The sequence below is a fragment of the Streptomyces oryzae genome, from assembly GCF_017676365.1.
Classification (GTDB): domain Bacteria; phylum Actinomycetota; class Actinomycetes; order Streptomycetales; family Streptomycetaceae; genus Streptomyces; species Streptomyces oryzae.
The window spans coordinates 1-20020 of record NZ_JADKMA010000141.1 but is presented as its reverse complement, the minus strand read 5'-3'; the positions used below and the strand labels follow the sequence as shown (position 1 = coordinate 20020).

The following is a 20020-nucleotide window of genomic DNA, read 5'->3' as shown; positions in this document are numbered from 1 at the left end:
GCGGTGGGGGGCGGAGGTCCGGGTGCGGGGGAGCGGCGAAGGAGTCATACATCCACCTTCGCGGCTGGGCGCCCCGGCTCCATCCGGGAACACCCTGACCCGCCCCTGTACCCGGCGCCGGGCACCCTACGGGTGGACTCGGGGGCGCCAACAGGGGGCGCACGCCCTCCGCTTACCCGGTATGGGGGCCAGGAGCTCACTCGGATGGTTCGCCGGCGCCGGGGCGGTCCGCGAGCTTGAGCCAGACGACACCGGCGATGATGACGGCGAGCCATCCGGCCTTGGCCGGGGTGAGGGTTTCATCGAAGAACGCGGGGCCCAGCAGTGCGGCTCCGGCGGCGCCGATGCCTGCCCACACCGCGTAGCCGATGCCGACCTCGATGCTGCGCAGAGCGAGGCTGAGGGCCCAGAGTGTGAGCAGGAAGAACACGACGGCCACGATCGACCACGACCAGACGGTGAAACCGTGGCTGCCCCCGACGGACAGGGCATATCCGACCTCGAAGACTCCGGCGAGGAGCAGGGTGAGCCAAGCGATACGGGAGAAGGGCGGCTGTGCCGACATGAGACGTTCCTTCTGTGGGTGCGTGGGTGCGTGGGTGCGTGGGTGGGCAGCGGGGTCAGGGCGGGTGGTCGTGTGGTCAGGCGGTGCCGGTGAGCTGGAGACCGACGACTCCGCCGATGACGAGGGCGATGCCGATGGCTTTGCGCCAGGTGATGCGCTCTCCGAAGAGCAGCGTGCCGAGCACGGTGATGCCGACCCCGGCGAGCGAGGTCCACAGCGCATAGCCGACCCCGACGTCGAAGGTGAGCAGCGCCCGGCTGAGGAAGTAGGTGCCCAGGCCGCCGGTGACGAGCGTCGTGAGGGTCCAGCCGCGGTGGGCGAAGCCTTGGGCCTTGCCCGCGCTGATGGCGACAGCGATCTCGAAGACAGTGGCGATGGCGAGGTTGAGCCAGTGCATGAGGGTCCTTTCAAAGAGCGGAGTATCCGGTGTCCGGCAAGGGGAGGCCGCGCAGCTGCAAGTAGGTGGCGAACGGACCGAGGCGGTCGGCCACCGCTCGGTGCTCGGCTCCTCCCACCAGGGCCCGCTGGGCCGGGGTCGGTTGCTCGTCCCGTGTGCGGTAGTCGAAACCCCAGGTGGCGGCCGTGTCTTGGTCGACCGCGTAGATGACGCGCCCGATTCCGTGGTCGGCAGCGAATCGGTAGCAGAGGCTGCAGGGTTCGCCGGTGGCGAGCAGCGTCGCGCCGATGAGGGTGCTCGGGCCGTGGCGTGCCGCGACGGCGCGCATGGCGACTGTCTCGGCGTGTGCGGTCGGATCGCCTGTTTCCCGCACCTGGTTGACCCCGGGTGGCGAGACGAGACCGTCGGGGCTGACGACCACCCCGACGAACGGGAGCCCTCCCTGCTCGACATGGCGGCGGGAACAGGCCACGGCGTCGGCGAGAAGCCCGGTGAGAGTGTCGTCGCCACTCATGCCGCGCCTTCGGCAGCGTCTCCGTCGAGGGCGCGTGCGATCACGCCTTCGGTGGCCACCCCCTCGATGCGCCGCCGCCCGATGACGATGGTGGGCACGACTGTGATCTCCATGGCGGCGGACTCGGCCAGGGCCACCTGGTGCCGGTTGGCGTAGGCGTCGTCGTCCAGCGCATTGAGGTAGCCGACGCGGTCCAGACCGACATCGGTGGCGATGCCGGCCAGCGTGTCCCTGTCGCCGATGTCGCGGTTCTCCTGGAAGAAGGCCGTCATCACCCGCCGGTGGTAGGCGTGAGCCGCACCGTGAGCGGCGGCGTACTGGGCCCCCCGGAAGGCCATGGCGGTATAGGGCTGGGGCGAGATGCTCGGCAGTGTCATCGGCACCCGGTGGCGACGCGCCATCGGATAGACGGCCCGGGTCCAGATGTCCGGCAGGTATGGATCCTCCGGTCGCAGCGTCGGCGTCGGGTGCGGCCGGAGCTCATACGCGTGATGGACGACTTCGACATCGTCCCGGTCAGCGATGACGCGCTCGATGAGCTCGTCGGCGATCAGGCAGAACGGGCACACATAGTCCGACCACACATGGATCTGCTTCATGGAGACCTCCTCGTGAGGCCGCACACGGTTCGGCGCGGCCACCCGAGGGTCGAACTTCACACCGGTGTCAGGTGCAAGACTGGGCGCGAAGCCAGGTCATGTGCAGGAGGCATCGTGCGGATCGGGGAACTCGCGCAGGCCACCGGTGTCAGCGCTCGGTCTTTGCGCTACTACGAAGAGCAAGGTCTCATCCGCTCCAACCGCACGGTGGGAGGATGGCGGGACTTCGACGCCTCGACGGCCGAGCGCGTCGTGATGATCCAGCATCTGCTGGCCGCAGGTCTGTGCAGCACCACCATCGGTGAACTGCTGCCCTGCCTGGAGGCCTCCCCCGAAGAGCGCACCGGGGTCATGGAGGCGCTCCTGGCCCAGGAGGTCCAACGGCTCGAGGCCAAGCGACGCGACATCGACCGCGAGCTCGATGTGCTGCAGGCGCTGAGACGGGACGTCACCGAGCGGCCGGCGGGGGAGCCGTAACTCCCCCGCTCGACCGTCTGAAAACACCCTGACCCGCCCCGGGTCTGGTGCCCCGCATGGGGGCTGCGCTTGCCCACCCTGCGCCCCTGGCGCAGACTGCCCAAGCACAGAAGGAAGGATGCGCCCCGTCAGGGGCGCGAGGAACTGCGCGACTAGCCACAGATCACCTGCAGTCCGCGACGCACGTCAGGGGGCACCCCCTCCCCGGCGCTACAGGCCCAGGTTTGCCTGGGTCACACGGGCGAGGGCGTCCTTGTCGCCGTCCAGCTCCACATCCGCGTGCTCCTGCCGGCCGGAGACGAACAACAACAGTTCCGAGGGGGCACCGACCGCGGTGACGACAGGCGTACCGCGGTTGGCGACGGCCGTCTGCCCATTGGGCCGCCGCAGCACAAGACCGACGGGCGACTTGCGCCCGTACATCCGCGCCGCCGTCTCCAGCCGCCGCCACAGCGCGTCCTCGAAGACGGGGTCCAGCTCCCGCGGAGTCCAGTCGGGCTGCGCGCGCCGTACATCCTCGGCGTGGATGAAGAACTCCACCGTGTTGGCCGCCTCGTCCACCTGCTTGAGCGCGAAGGGCGACATCCGCGGCGGCCCGGTCCGGATGAGCTGGACGAGTTCGTCGTACGGCTTGGCGGCGAACTCGCCCTGCACCCGCTCCAGTCGGGGCGCGAGCTGTTTGATCAGCAGCCCGCCCGCCGCATCGCTGCGGCGCTCCCGCACGACGGTGTGCGCGGCCAGATCCCGGGTCTTCCAGCCCTCGCACAGGGTGGGAGCGTCGGGGCCGTGTGTCTCCAAGAGATCGGCGAGCAACAGACGTTCACGCTTCGCATGGGTCGACATGCCGCAAGCGTACGGCGGAACGCGGCGACCGGGGAGCTATGGGTGCCCGGCCGTGTGCGGGGCGTGTCAGTGCCGCGGTAGGGGACAATGGAGCCATGTCCCAGGAGACCACTCTCGACCCCGCCGTCGCCGCCCGGCTCAAGCGCAACGCGGATGGGCTGCTGCCCGCCGTCGCCCAGCAGTACGACACCGGAGAGGTGCTGATGCTGGGCTGGATGGACGACGAGGCGCTGCGCCGCACGCTCACCTCCGGGCGTGCCACGTACTGGAGCCGCAGCCGGGGCGAATACTGGGTCAAAGGGGACACATCAGGCCATGTGCAGTGGGTGAAGTCCGTGGCGCTGGACTGCGACGCGGACACGGTGCTGGTGAAGGTCGACCAGGTCGGCGCGGCCTGTCACACGGGCAGGCGGACCTGTTTCGACGCCGACGTGCTGCTGCCCGCAGACCAGTAGGGTGAGGGCCCATGACGGCGCCTGACCTCGCAACTTTCCGCACGCTCGCCAAGGACCGCCGGGTCATCCCGGTGACCCGCCGCCTGCTGGCGGACGGCGACACCCCCATCGCCCTGTACCGCAAGCTCGCTCAGGAGCGCCCCGGCACCTTCCTGCTGGAGTCGGCGGAGAACGGCCGCACCTGGTCGCGCTACTCCTTCGTCGGCGTACGCAGCGACGCCGCGCTGACCGTGCGCGACGGCCAGGCGCACTGGCAGGGCACCCCGCCCGTCGGCGTACCCACCGGGGGAGACCCGCTCGCCGCGCTCCGCGAGACGGTGGCGGCCCTGCACACCCCGCGCGATCTGCACCAGGGCGGCGACCTGCCGCCGTTCACCGGCGGCATGGTCGGCTACCTCGGCTACGACATCGTCCAGCGGCTGGAGAAGGTCGGCCACCACCCGGACACGGTGGACGACCTCGCGCTGCCGGAGCTGACGATGCTGCTCACCTCCGACCTCGCCGTCCTCGACCACCGCGACGGCACGGTGCTGCTGATCGCCAACGCGATCAACCACAACGACCTGGACACCGGCGTGGACGAGGCGCACGCCGAAGCCGTACGCCGGCTCGACGCGATGACCGCCGACCTCGCGCGCCCCGCGCCCGTCGAGCCGGTGGCGCTGCCGCCGTCCGAACTGCCCCAGTCCGAGGCCAGGTCGGGCGGTGCGACGTACCAGGGCTGGGTCGAGGACATCAAGGAGCGGATCCGCGGCGGCGAGGCGTTCCAGGTGGTGCCCTCGCAGCGGTTCGAGGCCCCGTGTACGGCGAGCGCGCTGGACGTCTACCGGGTGCTGCGGGCCACCAATCCGAGCCCGTACATGTATCTGCTGCGCTTCGACGGCTTCGACATCGTCGGCTCCAGCCCCGAGGCGCTGGTCAAGGTCGAGGACGGCCGCGCGATGATGCACCCCATCGCCGGTACGCGCCCGCGCGGCGCCACCCCGGGCGAGGACACCGCGCTGGCCGAGGAGCTGCTGGCCGACCCCAAGGAGCGGGCCGAGCATCTGATGCTGGTCGACCTGGGCCGCAACGACCTGGGGCGGGTCTGCGAGCCGGGCAGCGTCGAGGTGGTCGACTTCATGTCCATCGAGCGCTACAGCCATGTGATGCACATCGTCTCCACCGTCACAGGGCAACTCGCCGAGGGGCGTACCGCGTTCGACGCACTCACCGCCTGCTTCCCGGCCGGCACCCTCTCCGGGGCGCCCAAGCCGCGCGCGCTGCAGATCATCGAGGAGCTGGAGCCCACCAAGCGCGGCGTCTACGGCGGATGCGTCGGATATCTCGACTTCGCGGGCGACTCCGACACCGCCATCGCCATCCGTACGGCCCTGCTGCGCGACGGGACCGCGTACGTCCAGGCGGGTGCCGGGGTCGTCGCCGACTCCGAACCTGCGGCCGAGGACACCGAGTGCGCCAACAAGGCCGCCGCTGTGCTGAGGGCGGTCCGTACCGCCGAACGGCTCGGGGGTAGCGTGGAGGGGTGACTTCTCGAACCCACGCGCGTACGCGCACCGCGCTGGCGGCGGCACTGCTGAGCGGCGCGGTGGGCGCGGCCCTCGCGCTGGTTTCCGCAGGGCAGACGTGGAGCGAGTCCACGGCGAAGTTCGCCCAGGGCGAGGTGCCGGTCAGCGCCGAGGGCGGCGATGTCACCGGGCTGCCCAGCGCACTGGCGCTGGTCGGGCTCGCCGCGCTCGTCGCCGTCTTCGCCGTACGCCGCACCGGGCGCCGTGTCGTCGCCGGGCTGCTCACCCTGTGCGGGGCCGCGGTGCTGGCCTCCGCGCTGGTCGGGGCCAAGGACACCGATGCGCTGGCCGCTGAGGCCGCGAAGACCAGTGGTCTTGCGGACAGTGGGCTCGGTGCCGCCGTCACCGTCACGGCCTGGCCGTATGTGTCGGCCGCCGGGGGTGCGCTGCTCCTGGTCGCCGGGTTGCTGGCGCTGCGGTACGGGAGCGGGTGGCCCTCGATGTCCGGGAGCGCCCGTTATGAGCGCACTCCGTTGCGGCAGCGTGCCGCCCGTGCGGAGCGGGTCGATCCTGATCGACCCGAGGATCTGTGGAAGGCCCTGGACCGTGGGGAGGACCCCACGCACGGCACGGCGTGAGGGTCGCGCCACTGACGGGACGCCTGGGTGACCCCGCGGTAGCGGGTGCTGGTGGAAGAGAGACAATAGGCGGCGAACGGGCCGGGTGGCCCCACCTCATGTTGTGACTCAAGGAGCATTCATGGCGCACAGCCACGGACACACCCCGGCCGCCTGGACCGGCTCGATCATCGCCTTCGTCGGTTTCTGCGTCGCCTCCGCCTTCACGGTGATGGCGCAGCCCGCCGGTGTGATCGCGGGGCTGGTCATCATCGGAGCGGGTGCTGTGATCGGCGGCATCATGCGGGCGGCGGGGCTCGGCCAGTCCAAGTCCAAGGGGCTGACCGCCGAGCAGGCACGCGCCCACAAGCTGGCGCACGACCAGGCCCACAAGCAGACGCACGCCGAGGCGCACTCCTGAACCGACGGCAGTACGCCGCGACAGCGCGGCACCGCCTCGCAGGCGCGGTGCCGCGCCTGGCCGCGCCCCTGGGCACCCTCGCCACGGTGGGCGCGGCCTTCGCCTATGTGGCCGCCGTCGACCCCAATCAGCCGGGCCACTACCCGGCCTGCCCTTTCCTGACCGTCACCGGCCTGTACTGCCCCGGCTGCGGCGGGCTGCGCAGTGCGCACGCCGTGGCCCACGGCGACCTGGCCACCGCGCTGGGCGCCAACGCGCTGGCCGTCCTGCTCTTCGTCGGCTTCGCGCTGGGCTGGCTGCACTGGACAGCGCGCGCGGTACGGGGGCGCGCGTACTCCTTTCCGGTACGGCTGCGGGCCTGGCACGGGTGGGCGGCGGGGGCGCTGCTGGTGGTCTTCACGGTTGTCCGGAATACGCCCCTCGGCGGCGGGCTGACTCCCTGACCGGCCGGGCCGGACGGCCGACAGGGCGGTGATTTGTCCGCTATATGGGACTGTGTTCAACCGGATGCGGGACCTCCGCGTCGTGGCGGATACCATCACAGTGCCCCACCCCAGCCAGCAAGGAGGCCGCTCGGTGAGTGTGCTCGACGAGATCATCGAAGGCGTGCGTGAGGACCTCGCCGAGCGGCAGGCGCGCGTCAGCCTCGACGAGCTCAAGGAGCGCGCGGCCCGGGCCCCCCAGGTCAAGGACGGACTCGCGGCGCTCAAGGGCGACAGCGCGGCCGGTGTGCGGGTGATCTGCGAGGTCAAGCGCTCCAGCCCGTCCAAGGGCGCGCTGGCGGCCATCGCCGACCCGGCCGGACTCGCCGCCGACTACGAGGCGGGCGGCGCCGCCGTGATCTCCGTCCTCACCGAACGCCGCCGCTTCGGCGGCTCGCTGGCCGACCTCGAGGCCGTACGCGCCCGGGTGGACATCCCCGTGCTGCGCAAGGACTTCATCTTCTCCTCCTACCAGCTGTGGGAGGCCCGCGCCTACGGCGCCGATGTGGTGCTGCTGATCGTCGCGGCGCTGGAGCAGGAGGCGCTGGTCTCGCTGATCGAGCGCGCCGAGTCCATCGGGCTGACCCCGCTGGTCGAGGTGCACGACGAGGACGAGACCGAGCGGGCACTGAAGGCCGGGGCCAAGATCGTCGGCGTCAACGCGCGGAACCTGAAGACGCTCGAGGTCGACCGGAGCAACTTCACCCGGATCGCGCCCGAGATCCCCGACCACATCGTCAAGGTCGCCGAGTCCGGCGTCCGCGGCCCGCACGACCTGATCGCGTACGCGAACGAGGGGGCCGACGCCGTCCTGGTGGGGGAGTCGCTGGTCACCGGCAAGGACCCGAAGACCGCGGTCTCCGACCTCGTCGCCGCCGGCGCCCACCCGGCGCTCCGGCACGGCGGAAGGGACTGACGTTCCCATGGCCGCTGTCGTCTCGCTGTGCTCCCTCGCCCTGGCGCGCGGGTGCCGCCCGCGTGGGTGCCGGGCGCCCGCGCGGCGGGTGCGGGGGCGGTCGGTCCGCTATCACATCGGCTGTGAGCCCGGTGTGATCCGCGGACGGCGATGGCGCTGACCTTCCCCGTGTCCGCCGTTCGCCGCTGAAGGCGCACCCCTCTCCGCGGAGAAGGAGAAGGGGTGCCCGGTGGCGGGGCGGGCGGCGTGTCCGGGGACAGAGTCATCACGTCAGCCACTCGCAAGGAGCACTGTCGGTATGTCGTCCGACTTTTTCATCCCTGACCCCGAGGGTCTGAGTCCCAGCGCTGCCGGGTACTTCGGCGCGTTCGGCGGCAAGTTCATCCCCGAGGCGCTGGTCGCCGCCGTGGACGAGGTGGCCGCCGAGTACGAGAAGGCGAAGGCGGACCCGGCCTTCGCCGCCGAACTCGACGAACTGCTCGTCAACTACACCGGCCGGCCCAGCGCCCTCACCGAGGTGAAGCGGTTCGCCGAGCACGCGGGCGGAGCGCGGGTCTTCCTCAAGCGCGAGGACCTCAACCACACCGGCTCACACAAGATCAACAATGTGCTGGGCCAGGCTCTGCTCACCAAGCGGATGGGCAAGCCCCGCGTCATCGCCGAGACCGGAGCGGGCCAGCACGGCGTGGCCACCGCCACCGCGTGCGCCCTCTTCGGGCTCGAGTGCACCATCTACATGGGCGAGATCGACACCGAGCGGCAGGCGCTGAACGTCGCCCGCATGCGGATGCTCGGCGCCGAGGTCGTCCCCGTCGCCTCGGGCAGCCGCACCCTCAAGGACGCCATCAACGAGGCGTTCCGCGACTGGGTGGCCAACGTCGACCGCACGCACTATCTGTTCGGCACGGTCGCGGGGCCGCACCCGTTCCCGCAGATCGTCCGCGACTTCCACCGCGTGATCGGCGTCGAGGCGCGGCGGCAGATGCTGGAGCGCACCGGGCGGCTGCCGGACGCCGTCGCCGCCTGCGTGGGTGGCGGCTCCAACGCGATCGGGCTCTTCCACGCCTTCCTGCCGGACACCGGCGTGCGGCTGGTTGGCTTCGAGGCTGCGGGGCACGGCGTGGCCTCCGGCGAGCACGCCGCCACGCTGACCGCGGGCGAGCCGGGCATCCTGCACGGCTCCCGCTCCTACGTCCTCCAGGACGACGAGGGCCAGATCACCGAGCCGTACTCGATCTCGGCCGGGCTCGACTACCCGGGCATCGGCCCCGAGCACGCCTTCCTCAAGGACAGCGGACGCGGCGAGTACCGCCCGGTCACCGACGACGAGGCGATGCAGGCGCTGCGGCTGCTCTCGAAGACCGAGGGCATCATCCCGGCCATCGAGAGCGCACACGCCCTGGCGGGCGCCCTCGACCTGGGCAAGGAGCTGGGCCCCGAGGGCATCGTGCTGGTGAACCTCTCCGGCCGCGGCGACAAGGACATGGACACGGCCGCGCGCTACTTCGGCCTGCTGGACGGTGCCGGTGAGGACGGCGCGAGCGCTGAGGGGGAGAACGCATGAGCGGCAACGGCAACGGCGGCAACATCGCACTGCTGGACGAGGCCCTGGCGCGGGCCAAGGCCGAGAACCGGGCCGCGCTCGTCGGCTACCTCCCGGCCGGCTTCCCCACCGTCGAGGGCGGCATCGCGGCCTGTACGGCCCTGCTGGAGAGCGGCTGCGACGTGGTCGAGGTCGGTCTCCCGCACAGCGACCCGGTGATGGACGGACCGGTCATCCAGACAGCCGACACCATCGCGCTGGAGGGCGGGGTGCGGATCGCGGACGTGCTGCGTACGGTCCGCGAGGCGCACGCCGCCACGGGCAAGCCGGTGCTGGTCATGACGTACTGGAACCCCGTCGACCGGTACGGCGCCGAGCGGTTCGCCGAGGAACTGGCCGCCGCGGGCGGTGCCGGGTGCATCCTGCCCGACCTGCCGGTGGAGGAGTCGGAGGGCTGGCGGAAGGCGGCCGAGCAGGCCGGACTCGCGACGGTCTTCGTCGTCGCGCCCAGCAGCCAGGACGCACGGCTCGCCCGGATCACCGCTGCGGGCAGCGGCTTCGTCTACGCCGCCTCGCTGATGGGCGTCACCGGGACGCGGGAGTCGGTGGGCAACGAGGCCAGGGAGCTGGTGGCCAGGGTGCGGTCCACCACCTCGCTGCCGGTGTGCGTCGGGCTCGGGGTCTCCAACCCCGGACAGGCCGCTGAGGTGGCCGCCTTCGCGGACGGCGTGATCGTCGGCTCGGCGTTCGTCAAGCGGCTGCTCGCGGCCGACGGTCTGCAGGCCGGCCTGGAGGAAGTACGGGAGCTCGCCGCGGCCCTCGCGGAGGGCGTCCGCCGGTAGTGGTAACGGCCCTCCGGCCATGCGCCGGGGGGCCATCCCTTTTGAGGGAAAACGGGCGCTGTGTGCGCATCGGGGCCGAGCCTTCTCGTTGGGTCGGGCGTGATGAGCCAGAACAGCAACGACGGCGGCAAGCGCTCGGCCCGCGAGCGCCTGCGGGCCGAGCGGGAGCGCGACAAGGCGGCCGAGCGCAGGCGGCGCCAGTTCAAGGTGGGCGCGGTGGTCGTCGGCGTACTGGCCGTGGCCACCGCGGTCGGCGCCACCGTGGCGGGCATGGGCCGGGAGAGCGCAGGCAGCCAGTCGGGGAAGCCCGTCACGGTGGGGCAGCACAGCGCCCCCGCCAAGCTCACGGTCTACGAGGACTTCCGCTGCCCGGCGTGCGGGCAGTTCGAGAACGCCTTCCGGGGCACGATCAAGAGCCTCCAGCGGGCGGGCAAGCTCAAGGCCGAGTACCACCTGGTGACGCTCATCGACGGCAACATGGGCGGCCGGGGCTCCCACGAGGCGGCCAACGCGGCGGCGTGTGCCCGGGACAAGGGGAAGTTCGTCCCCTACCACGACGTGCTGTACCGCAACCAGCCCGGCGAGGAGAAGGACGCCTTCGCCGACACGGGCCGGCTGATCGAGCTGGCCGGGAAGGTGGACGGGCTGGCGGACGCCTCCTTCAAGGAGTGCGTGACCAGTGGCCGTCACGATGCCTGGGTGACCCGCTCCGATGAGGAGTTCCGCAAGTCGGGCCACCAGGGGACGCCGACGGTGCTGCTGAACGGCAAGGACATCTTCAGCGACCAGGCGCACCCCCTCACCCCGGCGCGGCTGCGGAAGCTGGTGGAGGCCGCGAGCTAGGGGTGACGCGCCCCGAAGGGGCGCGGGGAACTGCGCGAGCAACCACAAAAAACCCGCAGTCTGCAACTGCCAGGCAGGGGCAGCCCCCTCATCAGAGCTGTTATCCAGCCGTTGTGCGGGCTGATTTACCGGGGCAGCGCCGGGCAGGGTAGCGTCGGGGGGGCCATGGAGACCCTTGCCTTCATTCCCAGTCCCTCGGCCGGTGAGATTCACCTCGGGCCGCTTCCGCTGCGCGGTTATGCGCTCTGCATCATCCTCGGCGTCTTCGCCGCGGTCTGGCTCGGCGGGCGCCGGTGGGTCGCTCGGGGCGGGCAGCCCGGAACGGTCGCCGACATCGCCGTGTGGGCCGTACCGTTCGGCCTGGTCGGCGGCCGGCTGTACCACGTCATCACCGACTACCAGTTGTACTTCGGCGAGGGCCGCAACCCCGTCGACGCCTTCCGTATCTGGGACGGCGGGCTGGGCATCTGGGGCGCCATCGCGCTCGGCGCGCTCGGTGCCTGGATCGGCTGCCGCCGCCGCGGTATCGCACTGCCCGCGTACGCGGACGCCGTGGCGCCCGGCATCGTGCTGGCACAGGCGCTGGGCCGCTGGGGCAACTGGTTCAACCAGGAGCTGTACGGGCGGCCCACCGATCTGCCGTGGGCCCTCAAGATCGACCCGGAGCACCGGCCGGTCGACACCCCCGACGTGGCGACCTACCACCCGACCTTCCTGTACGAGTCGCTGTGGTGCATCGGTGTCGCGCTGCTGGTGATCTGGGCGGACCGGCGGTTCCGGCTCGGGCACGGACGGGCGTTCGCGGTGTACGTGGCCGGGTACACGGCGGGGCGCTTCTGGACCGAGTATCTGCGGGTGGACGACGCCCACCATGTGCTCGGCATGCGGCTGAACAACTGGACGGCGCTGATTGTTTTCGTGGCCGCGGTTGTTTACATCGTCGTCTCGGCGAAAAAGCGGCCCGGCCGCGAGGAGGTTGTCGAGCCGGAGCCCAGCTCCGACGGCACCCCGGAAGAGGGCGCCTCCGAAAAGGAGCCTGCTTCCTAGCGCACGTACCCGGCAAGCGCAGCAGGCCCAGCCGGCAACCCTCAGGCAGGGGCACCCAGCTCGGCAGCGAGCTTGTCCGAATTGCATGCATAGGTGTGCAATTCTCGGTGGGTGCTGTGGTTGATCGTCGCCCACTTCGCGGCAGCATGCTGCGCCGGGTCACTGGTCCAGTGGCTCGGCCCGCGCGCGTTCTTGCTGCTCGCCGCAGTACCGGCCGGCGCCGCAGTCTGGGCGGCGGCACAGTACGCCCAGGTCGCAGAGGGGGGCGCACTCACCGAGCACACTGACTGGATCCCCGCACTCGGCGTCGGCATCGCCCTGCGGTGCGACGCACTGGCGCTGCTGATGGTGCTGATCGCCGGCGGCATCGGCGCGCTGGTGATGATCTACTGCGCGGGCTACTTCGACCGCGGCACACCACGGCTGGGGACCTTCGCCGGATCGCTGACCGCGTTCGCCGGGGCCATGCTCGGGCTGGTGCTGGCCGACGATCTGATCGTGCTGTACGTGCTGTGGGAACTGACCACGGTCTTCTCTTTCCTGCTCATCGGGCACACCTCCGAACGCCGCACCAACCGGCGGGCCGCGCTCCAGGCGCTGCTGGTCACCACGCTCGGCGGGCTGGTGATGCTCGTCGGCTTCCTGATGCTGGGGCAGGCCGCCGGCACCTACCGGATCTCCCGGCTGCTCGCGGACCCGCCCGGTGGCGGAGCGCTGGTGGCGGGCGGCGTGGTGCTGGTGCTGGTCGGGGGGCTGTCCAAGTCCGCTGTCTGGCCGTTCAGTTTCTGGCTGCCGGGCGCGATGGCGGCCGCCACACCGGTCTCCGCGTATCTGCACGCCGCCGCCATGGTCAAGGCCGGGGTCTATCTGATCGCGCGGCTCGCGCCCGCCTTCGCGGACGTGGCGCCCTGGCGCCCCCTGGTGCTGGTGCTGGGCAGCGTGACGATGCTGCTGGGCGGCTGGCGGGCGCTGCGTGAGACGGATCTGAAGCTGCTGCTGGCCTTCGGCACGGTCAGCCAGCTCGGCCTCCTCACCGTGCTGGTCGGCGACGGCATCCGGGACGCCGCGCTGGCCGGTGCCGATGTGATCCTGGCCCATGCGCTGTTCAAGGCGCCGCTCTTCCTCGTGGTCGGCATCATCGACCACCTCACCGGCACCCGCGATCTCGAACGGCTCTCCGGCGTCGGCCGGGCGCTGCCCGCGCTGTGCACCGTGGCAGTACTCGCCGGGCTGTCGATGGCGGGGCTGCCCCCGCTGCTCGGGTTCGTCGCGAAGGAGGCGGCCGTCTCCGCGCTGCTGGGCGCCGGGAGCGCGGAGGCGTGGGCGCTGGCGGCCGTCGTCGTGGGGTCGGCGTTCACCACCGCGTACACCCTGCGCTTCCTGTGGGGCGCCTTCGCCCGCAAGGGCGGCGCCCCGCCGCTGAACCCGGTGACCTGCCCGGAGGGTGCCCGCGCCGGGGCGCTGCTGCTGGGGCCGCCGCTGCTGTGCGCACTGGCCGGGCTCGCGCTGGGCCCCGGGGTCGGGTTGCTCGACCCGCTGCTGGGCCGGTACGCCGACACGCTCCCCTTCGAGGGCGCCCCCTTCCATCTGGCGCTGTGGCACGGGTGGGGCGTGGCCCTGGGGCTGGCGGCCGCCTCCTGGGCGCTGGGCGCCGCGCTCTTCCTGGCCGGACGGCCGCTCGCCGCGCTGGGCGAGCGGCTCTCGCAGTTCGACGGCGACCAGGTGTTCGCCCGCTCGCTGTGGGCGCTGGAGCGGATCTCGCTGCAGGTCACCGGCGCCGTGCAGCGCGGCTCGCTCCCCGTCTACCTGGGCACGGCCCTCGTCGTACTGTTCGGCTTCGAGGCGGCGCAGCTGGTGGCCGGCGGGCCCTGGCCCGACCTGGGCCCGGCACGCTGGTACGACTCGGTGCCCCAGCTCGTCGTCGCGGCGGGCGTGGCGGGGGTCGCCGTGCTCTGTGTGGTGACGCAGCAGCGGCTGAAGGCGGCGGTCCTCGCGGGCATCACCGGATACGGCGCCGGGCTGCTCTACGTACTGCACGGCGCGCCCGATCTGGCGCTGACGCAGTTCGCCGTGGAAACCGTCTCGCTGACCGTCTTCGTCCTCGTACTGCGCCGACTCCCGGCGCGCTTCCCGGACGGCAGCCGGATGTGGCGGGCCCGGCGGGGTGCGCACCTCCTCTTCTCCGTCGCGGCCGGCGGGGTGATCGCCGGCACCGTGTACCTCGCCCTCGCCGCCCGTACCGCCCCGCCCTCAGGCCCTGAGCTGCTCTCGGCGACGGCACACGAGGGCGTCCGCAACGTGGTGTCCACCACCCTGGTCGACCTGCGCGCCTGGGACACCATGGGCGAGTCCGCGGTCCTCGCTGTCGCAGCGGTCGGCGTCACCAGCCTGGTCTATCTGCGCCGCCGGGTCCGGGTGCCGGTCGCCCAGCCGGTGCCCAGGGAGGAGGACCCCGCAGGTCCGGCGCCGACCGAACCGGTCGCCGGACCCGGGACACCGCCGCTCTCCGTGCCCGGCTCGGCGAGCATCGCGCTCGGGCGTTCAGCGGAGGGCGGAGACGCGGTGGCGCGCCGCCGTCCCGTGGGGCGCAGGGACGCCTGGAAGCTGCCGGTACGGCCCGGCACCCGTCCGCCGACGGGCTCGCCCGTCGCACCGCGCCGCACCTGGCTGGCGGCCGGTCCGACGCTCGCCCCCGAAGGGCGCTCCGTGATGTTCGAGGTGATGGCCCGGCTGATCTTCCACCCGATCGTGGTGCTCTCCCTCTACCTGCTCTTCTCCGCCGAGAACCAGCCCGGCGGCGGCTTCACCGCGGGCCTGGTCGCCGGACTCGCGCTGGCGGTGCGCTATCTGGCCGGCGGCCGCCTGGAGCTGGCGCTGGCCGCGCCCGTGGACGCCGGCTTCCTGCTCGGCCTGGGCCTGACCATCCTCACCGGCACCGGCCTCGCGGGGCTCTGGCTGGGCGGCAGCGTGCTGGCCTCCGGCAAGGTCACCGGCGACTTCTGGCTCGTCGGTCCTTTCCACGCGGCCAGCCCCGTGCTCTTCGACACCGGCGTCTATCTGCTCGTCCTCGGCGTCGTCCTCGACGTACTGCGCAGCCTCGGCTCGGAGATCGACCGGCGCCTGGAGCGGGAGCGTGCCCACAGCGCGGATGCCTCCGGCGGTTCGGGGGAGGGAGCGGCGTGAAGGGGACCGTTGCCCTGGTGGCCTGCGGCGGAGTGCTGTTCGCCGCAGGTACGGCGCTGCTGCTGGCCCGCCCGCTGACCCGCATCCTGCTGGGCGCCGTCCTCATCGGCAACGGCGTCAACCTCCTGGTGCTCGCCACCTCGGGGCCCGACGGCAACGCCGCGCTGCTCTACCCCGGTTCGGCGCGCTCGACGATGTCCGACCCGCTGCCGCAGGCGTTCATCCTCACCGCCATTGTCATCACCCTCGCGCTCACCGCGTTCCTGGCGACCATGGCCTACCGCGCCTGGCAGCACTCCGGCAACGACGACGTACCCGACGACATCGAGGACATCCGCGTCGTACGCCGCGCCACCTACGCCGAGGAGCGGGAGCGGCTGCGCGCCGCGTACCGCAAGCAGCGCCTCGAGTACCGGGCGCTGGCCCGCGGTGAGGAGGAGCGCGAGGCCCGGGAGCACACCGCGTACGAGCGGCTGGGCACGGCCCGCGACCGCTACCGCGAGCTGCGTCGGCGCGCTCGCGCCGACGCGCGCGCCTTCCGCGCGCGGCAGGCGCGCGCGGAAGAGTCCGCGGAGGAGATCGTGGGGGAGGACGACCCATGGCAGACCATCCTGGGCGCCGACCGATGACGCCGCGCATCTTCTTTCCGCCGCACGTTTCCTCTCCGCCCCGCATCTTCTTTCGGCCGGGCGCGGCAGTTCGGCACCGCCGGTCCGCGCCGTCGGGCTACGCGCCGTTGCGGCGGGAATTGGTGACGCGGCGGGGAGAAGTGGAGGTCCGACCGTGAGTGGGGCCGCGACGTTGGTGCCGTTGCCGGTGATTCTCCCGCTGTGCGCGGCGGGACTGAAACTGGCGATCGGCGCGAGACTGGAACGCGTACAGCGCTTCATCAGCGCTGCCGTGCTGCTCGCCGTGCTCGTCGTCTCGCTGCTCCTGCTGATCGCCGCGGATCAGCAGGGCCCGCAGGTGATGAACGCCGGTGGGTGGGCACCCCCGGTGGGCATCGTGCTGGTCGCCGACCGGCTCTCGGCGCTGATGCTGGTGATCTCCTCGTCCGTGACGCTTTCGGTGCTCGTCTACTCGGTGGGCCAGGGCATGGCGGACAACGACGAGACGACGCCGCTGTCCGTCTTCCACCCCTCCTACCTGGTGCTGGTCGCCGGGGTCTCGGACACCTTCCTGGCCGGCGATCTGTTCAACCTCTACGTCGGCTTCGAGCTGATGCTGACGGCCAGTTATGTGCTGATGACCATCGGCGGCACCCTGGCGCGGATCCGCGCGGGTGCCACGTACGCGATCGTCTCGCTGCTGTCGTCCATGCTGTTCCTGGCCGCCGTCGCCATGGTGTACGCGGCGGCCGGTACCGTCACGATGGCGCAACTGCCCGCCCGGCTGGACGCGTTGCCGCAGAGCGTGGCCATGGTCATCCAGATCGCGCTGCTCGGCGTGTTCGCCATCAAGGCGGCCGTCTTCCCGCTGGCCGCCTGGCTGCCCGACTCCTACCCCACGGCTCCGGCGCCGGTGACCGCCGTCTTCGCGGGGCTGCTGACCAAGGTCGGCATCTACGCCATGCTCCGTACGCAGACGCTGCTCTTCCCCGGGTCCCGGATCGGCTCCGTCCTGATGGTGCTCGCGCTGCTGTCGCTGCTCGTGGGCATTCTCGGCGCCGTCTCCCAGACCGACCTGAAGCGGCTGCTGTCCTTCACCCTCGTCAGCCACATGGGGTTCATGATCTTCGGGATCGGTCTGGGCAGCCCCGGCGGGATTTCCGGCGCGGTGTTCTACGTCGCCCACCACATCACGGTGCAGACCACCCTCTTCCTCGTCGCCGGGCTGATCGAGCGCCGCAGCGGGACGACCGATCTGCAGAGCCTCGGCGGTCTGGCGCGGCTGTCCCCGGCGCTCGGCGTGATGTTCTTCGTCCCCGCGATGAACCTCGCGGGCATCCCGCCGCTCTCCGGCTTCCTCGGCAAGTTCGGGCTGCTGCGGGCCGGTGTGCACGACGGCGGCGCCCTCGCCTACGTACTGGTGGGCGGCGCCACGGTCACCAGCCTCCTGACGCTCTACGCACTGGCCAAGGCATGGAACGTGGCCTTCTGGCGGGCCCCCACACCGGAGATGTGCGCGGTCGGCACGGTGCTGGAGTCGACGGAGGAGGAACCCGCGGGCGGCGGGCGGGGGACGTCGCCCGGCGGCATCGGCGACTGGCCCGGGGGGCTCAGGGTGCTGGTACCGCGCCGGGTGACGGCCACCTTCGGCGGCCAGGAGATCACCACCAGCAGCTCGCTCCCCGTCAGTATGGCGGGCGCCACCGCGGCCCTGGTGGCGTTCGGGCTGGCCTTCACCGTGCTCGCAGGCCCGCTGTTCGGACTGACCGACCGCGCGGCCGGTGAACTGCTGGCGCGCAGCCCTTACGTGGAGGCGGTGCTGCACAGATGACGGCCCCTCAACGGCTCCCCGAGACCAGCCGGCTGCGGGCCACCCAGTGGCCCATGGTGCTCGGCCTCACCCTGCTGTGGCTGCTGCTGTGGGGAACGCCCACCCCGGCCAACGTCGTGACCGGGGTGCTGGTCGCGCTGCTGGTGGTGCTCGTCTTCCCGCTGCCCCCCGTCGAGAAGCAGGCCCATCTGCACCCGCTCGGCATCCTGCGGTTCGCCGTACGGTTCGCGCTGGACCTGGCCGTCTCCAGCTGGCGGATCAACCGCTACATCCTCGCGCCGGGCCGGCCGCGCTGCGCCGTGCTCGCGGTGAAGATGCGCTGCCCCGGCGACCTGATGCTGACCGTCACGGCCGTCGCGGTCACAGCCGTGCCCGGCAGCACCGTCCTGGAGGTCGACCGCCGCTCGGGCACCCTTTATCTGCATGTGCTCGGCGGGGAGTCGGAGGACGAGCTGGCGCGGGCCAGACGGGACGCGCTGCGCCTGGAGACCCGGGTGGTGGAGGCTTTCGGCACCGCCGCCGATGTCACCGCGATCCGCGCTTCGGAGGCGGCCGAGGAGGTGTTCGGCCGGTGGCGGTGACGGCGAGGGCACACGCGCCGGCCTTCGAGGTGACCTTCGCGGTGATCGCGGCGCTGCTGCTGATCGCCGGGCTGCTGGTGACCCTGCGGCTGGTGCGGGGCCCCTCGACGCTGGACCGCGCTGTCGCGCTCGACGCGCTGGTCGCCGTGGTGATGGCCGGTATCGGACTCCAGACAGCGGTCAGGGGCAACCCGTTCTATCTGCCGGTTCTCCTCGTCCTCTCCTTTCTCGGCTTCACCGGTTCGGTCGGCGTCGCCCGCTTCATGGCGCTGCGCGACGAGGCGGGCACCGAGGACGTGGACGAGGACGTGGACAAGGATGAGGGCACCGGGGGCGTAGAACGCGGCGGTGAAGGTGACGACGGCGGGAGGGAGCCGCGATGAGCTGGACCGGAGTCGCCGACGTGGTGGGCACCGGGTGCATGCTGGCGGGCGCCCTGCTGTGTCTGCTGGCCGGCATCGGCCTGTTGCGGCTGCCGGACGTCCTCAGCCGTATGCATGCCGCGACCAAGCCGCAGTCCCTCGGCCTGCTGCTCGTCCTGATCGGTGCCGGGCTGTGGCTGCGCAGCCCCATCGACCTGTGCACCCTGCTGCTGGTGGGCCTCTTCCAGCTGCTGACCTCCCCGGTGGCCGCGCACATGGTGGGCCGCGCGGCCTACCGCACAGGACGGCTGGACCGCGAGGACCTGGTACGGGACGAGCTGGCGCCGGCGCTCGAGGAGAAGCCCAGGTCAGAGGGGTAAGTTCGGCCTTACTTGCTGGCAGCGGAGGGCCCTTGGTGCCTACGCTTCGAACGTGAGCGCAGATCCGCGCCTGCTGTTCCAAGCGAAGGAGCCGTACCGGCCATGTCCCTAGCCGGAGTCACCGACCCGACCCACGTCGCACACCGCGACAACCACACCCACCGTGACGTCAACGGCGGCTGGCTGCGGCCCGCCGTCTTCGGTGCGATGGACGGGCTGGTCTCCAACCTCGGTCTGATGACCGGTGTGGCGGGCAGCGCGGCCTCCTCGCAGACCATCGTGATCGCCGGTCTCGCCGGACTGGCGGCCGGTGCGTTCTCGATGGCGGCCGGCGAGTACACCTCCGTCGCCTCGCAGCGCGAACTCGTCCAGGCCGAACTGGAGATCGAACGGCGCGAGCTGCGGCGCAGCCCCGGCGAGGAGGTCAGGGAACTGGCAGCGCTGTACGAGTCGCGCGGCGTCGACTCCGACCTGGCGCTGAAGGTCGCGCGGCAGCTGCACCGCGACCCGGAGCAGGCGCTGGAGATACACGCCAGGGAAGAGCTCGGCATCGACCCCGCCGATCTGCCCTCGCCTGCCGTCGCGGCCGTCTCCTCGTTCCTGTCCTTCGCGCTGGGCGCCGTACTGCCCGTACTGCCGTATCTGTTCGGTACGACCGCGCTGTGGCCCGCCGTGCTGCTCGCGCTGACCGGGCTGTTCGTCTGCGGGGCCGTCGTCGCACGGGTGACGGCGCGCAGCTGGTGGTTCAGCGGCGCCCGCCAGCTGGGCCTCGGCGCGGCGGCCGCCGCGGTCACCTACGGGCTCGGCGCCCTGTTCGGGGTCGCGGTCGGCTAGCGCGGGGTTCAGCGGCCAGTTCCATCCCGGTGGCCCGGCCCGGCCACCGATCGTCCGGAATGGCCCCACGCCGATCCGTAACGTGCCTAGGCTGTGCACGAAGTGACATCTGCGAACACGAAGTGCCGTAGCCCATAGGGGAGTTACGACCGTGACCAGTCCGCCCCAGCCC

At 71.8% G+C, this 20020-nt stretch carries 24 protein-coding genes; 19 read left to right on the top strand and 5 right to left on the bottom strand.

The window, feature by feature from the left end; genetic code table 11:
* Window positions 1–196: 196 nt before the first annotated feature.
* The 4 genes from ITI46_RS23940 to ITI46_RS23925 form a co-directional block, all read right to left on the bottom strand.
* Window positions 197–565, bottom strand: coding sequence for a DMT family transporter (locus ITI46_RS23940; protein ID WP_209241791.1), 369 nt, complete (start codon window positions 563–565; stop codon window positions 197–199).
* A gap of 76 nt (window positions 566–641) precedes the next feature.
* Window positions 642–962, bottom strand: coding sequence for a DMT family transporter (locus ITI46_RS23935; RefSeq protein ID WP_209241790.1), 321 nt, complete (start codon window positions 960–962; stop codon window positions 642–644).
* Between the two features lie 10 nt (window positions 963–972).
* Complete coding sequence (locus ITI46_RS23930; protein ID WP_209241789.1) at window positions 973–1476, bottom strand: nucleoside deaminase; 504 nt, start codon at window positions 1474–1476, stop codon at window positions 973–975.
* Entirely contained in the window at window positions 1473–2075 is a 603-nt protein-coding gene (locus tag ITI46_RS23925; protein ID WP_209241788.1) for a DsbA family oxidoreductase, read from the bottom strand. The genes ITI46_RS23930 and ITI46_RS23925 overlap by 4 nt, the downstream gene beginning before the upstream one ends.
* A gap of 114 nt (window positions 2076–2189) precedes the next feature.
* Here ITI46_RS23925 and ITI46_RS35565 point away from each other — a divergent pair, with 114 nt between their 5' ends.
* Window positions 2190–2552 carry a MerR family transcriptional regulator gene (locus ITI46_RS35565; protein WP_209241787.1) on the top strand — a complete coding sequence of 121 codons (363 nt, stop codon included), beginning with the start codon at window positions 2190–2192 and terminating at the stop codon, window positions 2550–2552.
* 210 nt (window positions 2553–2762) lie between these two features.
* Here ITI46_RS35565 and ITI46_RS23915 read toward each other — a convergent pair whose 3' ends face one another.
* Entirely contained in the window at window positions 2763–3395 is a 633-nt protein-coding gene (locus tag ITI46_RS23915; RefSeq protein ID WP_209241786.1) for a TIGR03085 family metal-binding protein, read from the bottom strand.
* A 95-nt stretch (window positions 3396–3490) separates the two neighbouring features.
* On the opposite strand from ITI46_RS23915, the gene hisI reads away from it, so the two are divergent.
* From hisI to ITI46_RS23830, 18 genes are all read left to right on the top strand, one after another.
* Entirely contained in the window at window positions 3491–3850 is a 360-nt protein-coding gene (gene hisI / locus ITI46_RS23910; RefSeq protein WP_209241785.1) for a phosphoribosyl-AMP cyclohydrolase, read from the top strand.
* Between the two features lie 11 nt (window positions 3851–3861).
* Window positions 3862–5379, top strand: a complete 1518-nt coding sequence (locus ITI46_RS23905; protein WP_209241784.1) for an anthranilate synthase component I — start codon at window positions 3862–3864, stop codon at window positions 5377–5379.
* Window positions 5376–5996, top strand: coding sequence for a TIGR02234 family membrane protein (locus ITI46_RS23900; RefSeq protein ID WP_209241783.1), 621 nt, complete (start codon window positions 5376–5378; stop codon window positions 5994–5996). The genes ITI46_RS23905 and ITI46_RS23900 overlap by 4 nt, the downstream gene beginning before the upstream one ends.
* A gap of 121 nt (window positions 5997–6117) precedes the next feature.
* The gene (locus tag ITI46_RS23895) at window positions 6118–6396 is read left to right on the top strand and encodes an HGxxPAAW family protein (protein ID WP_209241782.1); all 279 of its coding nucleotides are present in this window, start codon (window positions 6118–6120) and stop codon (window positions 6394–6396) included.
* Window positions 6397–6443: 47 nt separating this feature from the next.
* A complete protein-coding gene (locus tag ITI46_RS23890) occupies window positions 6444–6839 on the top strand; it encodes a DUF2752 domain-containing protein (protein ID WP_209241781.1) in 396 nt (131 codons plus the stop codon).
* A 133-nt stretch (window positions 6840–6972) separates the two neighbouring features.
* Window positions 6973–7794 carry an indole-3-glycerol phosphate synthase TrpC gene (gene trpC / locus ITI46_RS23885; RefSeq protein ID WP_209241780.1) on the top strand — a complete coding sequence of 274 codons (822 nt, stop codon included), beginning with the start codon at window positions 6973–6975 and terminating at the stop codon, window positions 7792–7794.
* A gap of 7 nt (window positions 7795–7801) precedes the next feature.
* Window positions 7802–7954 (top strand): tryptophan biosynthesis modulator TrpM, encoded by a 153-nt coding sequence (trpM, locus tag ITI46_RS36105; RefSeq protein ID WP_368860579.1) that lies wholly within the window; start codon window positions 7802–7804, stop codon window positions 7952–7954.
* A 138-nt stretch (window positions 7955–8092) separates the two neighbouring features.
* Window positions 8093–9358 carry a tryptophan synthase subunit beta gene (trpB, locus tag ITI46_RS23880; RefSeq protein WP_209241779.1) on the top strand — a complete coding sequence of 422 codons (1266 nt, stop codon included), beginning with the start codon at window positions 8093–8095 and terminating at the stop codon, window positions 9356–9358.
* Window positions 9355–10179 carry a tryptophan synthase subunit alpha gene (gene trpA / locus ITI46_RS23875; RefSeq protein WP_209241778.1) on the top strand — a complete coding sequence of 275 codons (825 nt, stop codon included), beginning with the start codon at window positions 9355–9357 and terminating at the stop codon, window positions 10177–10179. Before trpB ends, trpA begins: the two co-directional genes overlap by 4 nt.
* A 102-nt stretch (window positions 10180–10281) precedes the next feature.
* Window positions 10282–11022 (top strand): DsbA family protein, encoded by a 741-nt coding sequence (locus tag ITI46_RS23870; RefSeq protein ID WP_209241777.1) that lies wholly within the window; start codon window positions 10282–10284, stop codon window positions 11020–11022.
* 165 nt (window positions 11023–11187) lie between these two features.
* Window positions 11188–12069, top strand: a complete 882-nt coding sequence (gene lgt, locus ITI46_RS23865) for a prolipoprotein diacylglyceryl transferase (protein WP_209241776.1) — start codon at window positions 11188–11190, stop codon at window positions 12067–12069.
* A gap of 111 nt (window positions 12070–12180) precedes the next feature.
* Window positions 12181–15252: a Na+/H+ antiporter subunit A gene (locus tag ITI46_RS23860; RefSeq protein ID WP_209241775.1), complete on the top strand. Its 3072-nt coding sequence runs from the start codon at window positions 12181–12183 to the stop codon at window positions 15250–15252.
* On the top strand, window positions 15249–15881 hold the full coding sequence (locus ITI46_RS23855; RefSeq protein WP_209241774.1) for a Na(+)/H(+) antiporter subunit C: 633 nt from the start codon (window positions 15249–15251) through the stop codon (window positions 15879–15881). Before ITI46_RS23860 ends, ITI46_RS23855 begins: the two co-directional genes overlap by 4 nt.
* Window positions 15882–16035: 154 nt before the next feature.
* Window positions 16036–17691 (top strand): Na+/H+ antiporter subunit D, encoded by a 1656-nt coding sequence (locus tag ITI46_RS23850; protein WP_209241773.1) that lies wholly within the window; start codon window positions 16036–16038, stop codon window positions 17689–17691.
* On the top strand, window positions 17688–18272 hold the full coding sequence (locus tag ITI46_RS23845) for a Na+/H+ antiporter subunit E (RefSeq protein WP_209241772.1): 585 nt from the start codon (window positions 17688–17690) through the stop codon (window positions 18270–18272). The genes ITI46_RS23850 and ITI46_RS23845 overlap by 4 nt, the downstream gene beginning before the upstream one ends.
* On the top strand, window positions 18263–18655 hold the full coding sequence (locus ITI46_RS23840; RefSeq protein WP_307808298.1) for an MrpF/PhaF family protein: 393 nt from the start codon (window positions 18263–18265) through the stop codon (window positions 18653–18655). Before ITI46_RS23845 ends, ITI46_RS23840 begins: the two co-directional genes overlap by 10 nt.
* Window positions 18652–19014 (top strand): monovalent cation/H(+) antiporter subunit G, encoded by a 363-nt coding sequence (gene mnhG, locus ITI46_RS23835; RefSeq protein ID WP_209241771.1) that lies wholly within the window; start codon window positions 18652–18654, stop codon window positions 19012–19014. Before ITI46_RS23840 ends, mnhG begins: the two co-directional genes overlap by 4 nt.
* Window positions 19015–19116: 102 nt before the next feature.
* Window positions 19117–19848, top strand: a complete 732-nt coding sequence (locus ITI46_RS23830) for a VIT1/CCC1 transporter family protein (RefSeq protein WP_209241770.1) — start codon at window positions 19117–19119, stop codon at window positions 19846–19848.
* Window positions 19849–20020: the final 172 nt, after the last annotated feature.

What these genes read in the sequence shown, in the direction of transcription:
- ITI46_RS23925 (WP_209241788.1), bottom strand. Translation starts at nt 2,075, where the DNA reads ATGAAGCAGATCCATGTGTGGTCGGACTATGTGTGCCCGTTCTGCCTG.
- trpA (WP_209241778.1), top strand. Translation starts at nt 9,355, where the DNA reads ATGAGCGGCAACGGCAACGGCGGCAACATCGCACTGCTGGACGAGGCC.
- lgt (WP_209241776.1), top strand. Translation starts at nt 11,188, where the DNA reads ATGGAGACCCTTGCCTTCATTCCCAGTCCCTCGGCCGGTGAGATTCAC.
- ITI46_RS23915 (WP_209241786.1), bottom strand. Translation starts at nt 3,395, where the DNA reads ATGTCGACCCATGCGAAGCGTGAACGTCTGTTGCTCGCCGATCTCTTG.
- ITI46_RS23930 (WP_209241789.1), bottom strand. Translation starts at nt 1,476, where the DNA reads ATGAGTGGCGACGACACTCTCACCGGGCTTCTCGCCGACGCCGTGGCC.
- ITI46_RS23870 (WP_209241777.1), top strand. Translation starts at nt 10,282, where the DNA reads ATGAGCCAGAACAGCAACGACGGCGGCAAGCGCTCGGCCCGCGAGCGC.
- trpM (WP_368860579.1), top strand. Translation starts at nt 7,802, where the DNA reads ATGGCCGCTGTCGTCTCGCTGTGCTCCCTCGCCCTGGCGCGCGGGTGC.
- hisI (WP_209241785.1), top strand. Translation starts at nt 3,491, where the DNA reads ATGTCCCAGGAGACCACTCTCGACCCCGCCGTCGCCGCCCGGCTCAAG.
- ITI46_RS23895 (WP_209241782.1), top strand. Translation starts at nt 6,118, where the DNA reads ATGGCGCACAGCCACGGACACACCCCGGCCGCCTGGACCGGCTCGATC.
- ITI46_RS23935 (WP_209241790.1), bottom strand. Translation starts at nt 962, where the DNA reads ATGCACTGGCTCAACCTCGCCATCGCCACTGTCTTCGAGATCGCTGTC.
- ITI46_RS23940 (WP_209241791.1), bottom strand. Translation starts at nt 565, where the DNA reads ATGTCGGCACAGCCGCCCTTCTCCCGTATCGCTTGGCTCACCCTGCTC.
- ITI46_RS23845 (WP_209241772.1), top strand. Translation starts at nt 17,688, where the DNA reads ATGACGGCCCCTCAACGGCTCCCCGAGACCAGCCGGCTGCGGGCCACC.
- trpB (WP_209241779.1), top strand. Translation starts at nt 8,093, where the DNA reads ATGTCGTCCGACTTTTTCATCCCTGACCCCGAGGGTCTGAGTCCCAGC.
- ITI46_RS23830 (WP_209241770.1), top strand. Translation starts at nt 19,117, where the DNA reads ATGTCCCTAGCCGGAGTCACCGACCCGACCCACGTCGCACACCGCGAC.
- ITI46_RS23905 (WP_209241784.1), top strand. Translation starts at nt 3,862, where the DNA reads ATGACGGCGCCTGACCTCGCAACTTTCCGCACGCTCGCCAAGGACCGC.
- mnhG (WP_209241771.1), top strand. Translation starts at nt 18,652, where the DNA reads ATGAGCTGGACCGGAGTCGCCGACGTGGTGGGCACCGGGTGCATGCTG.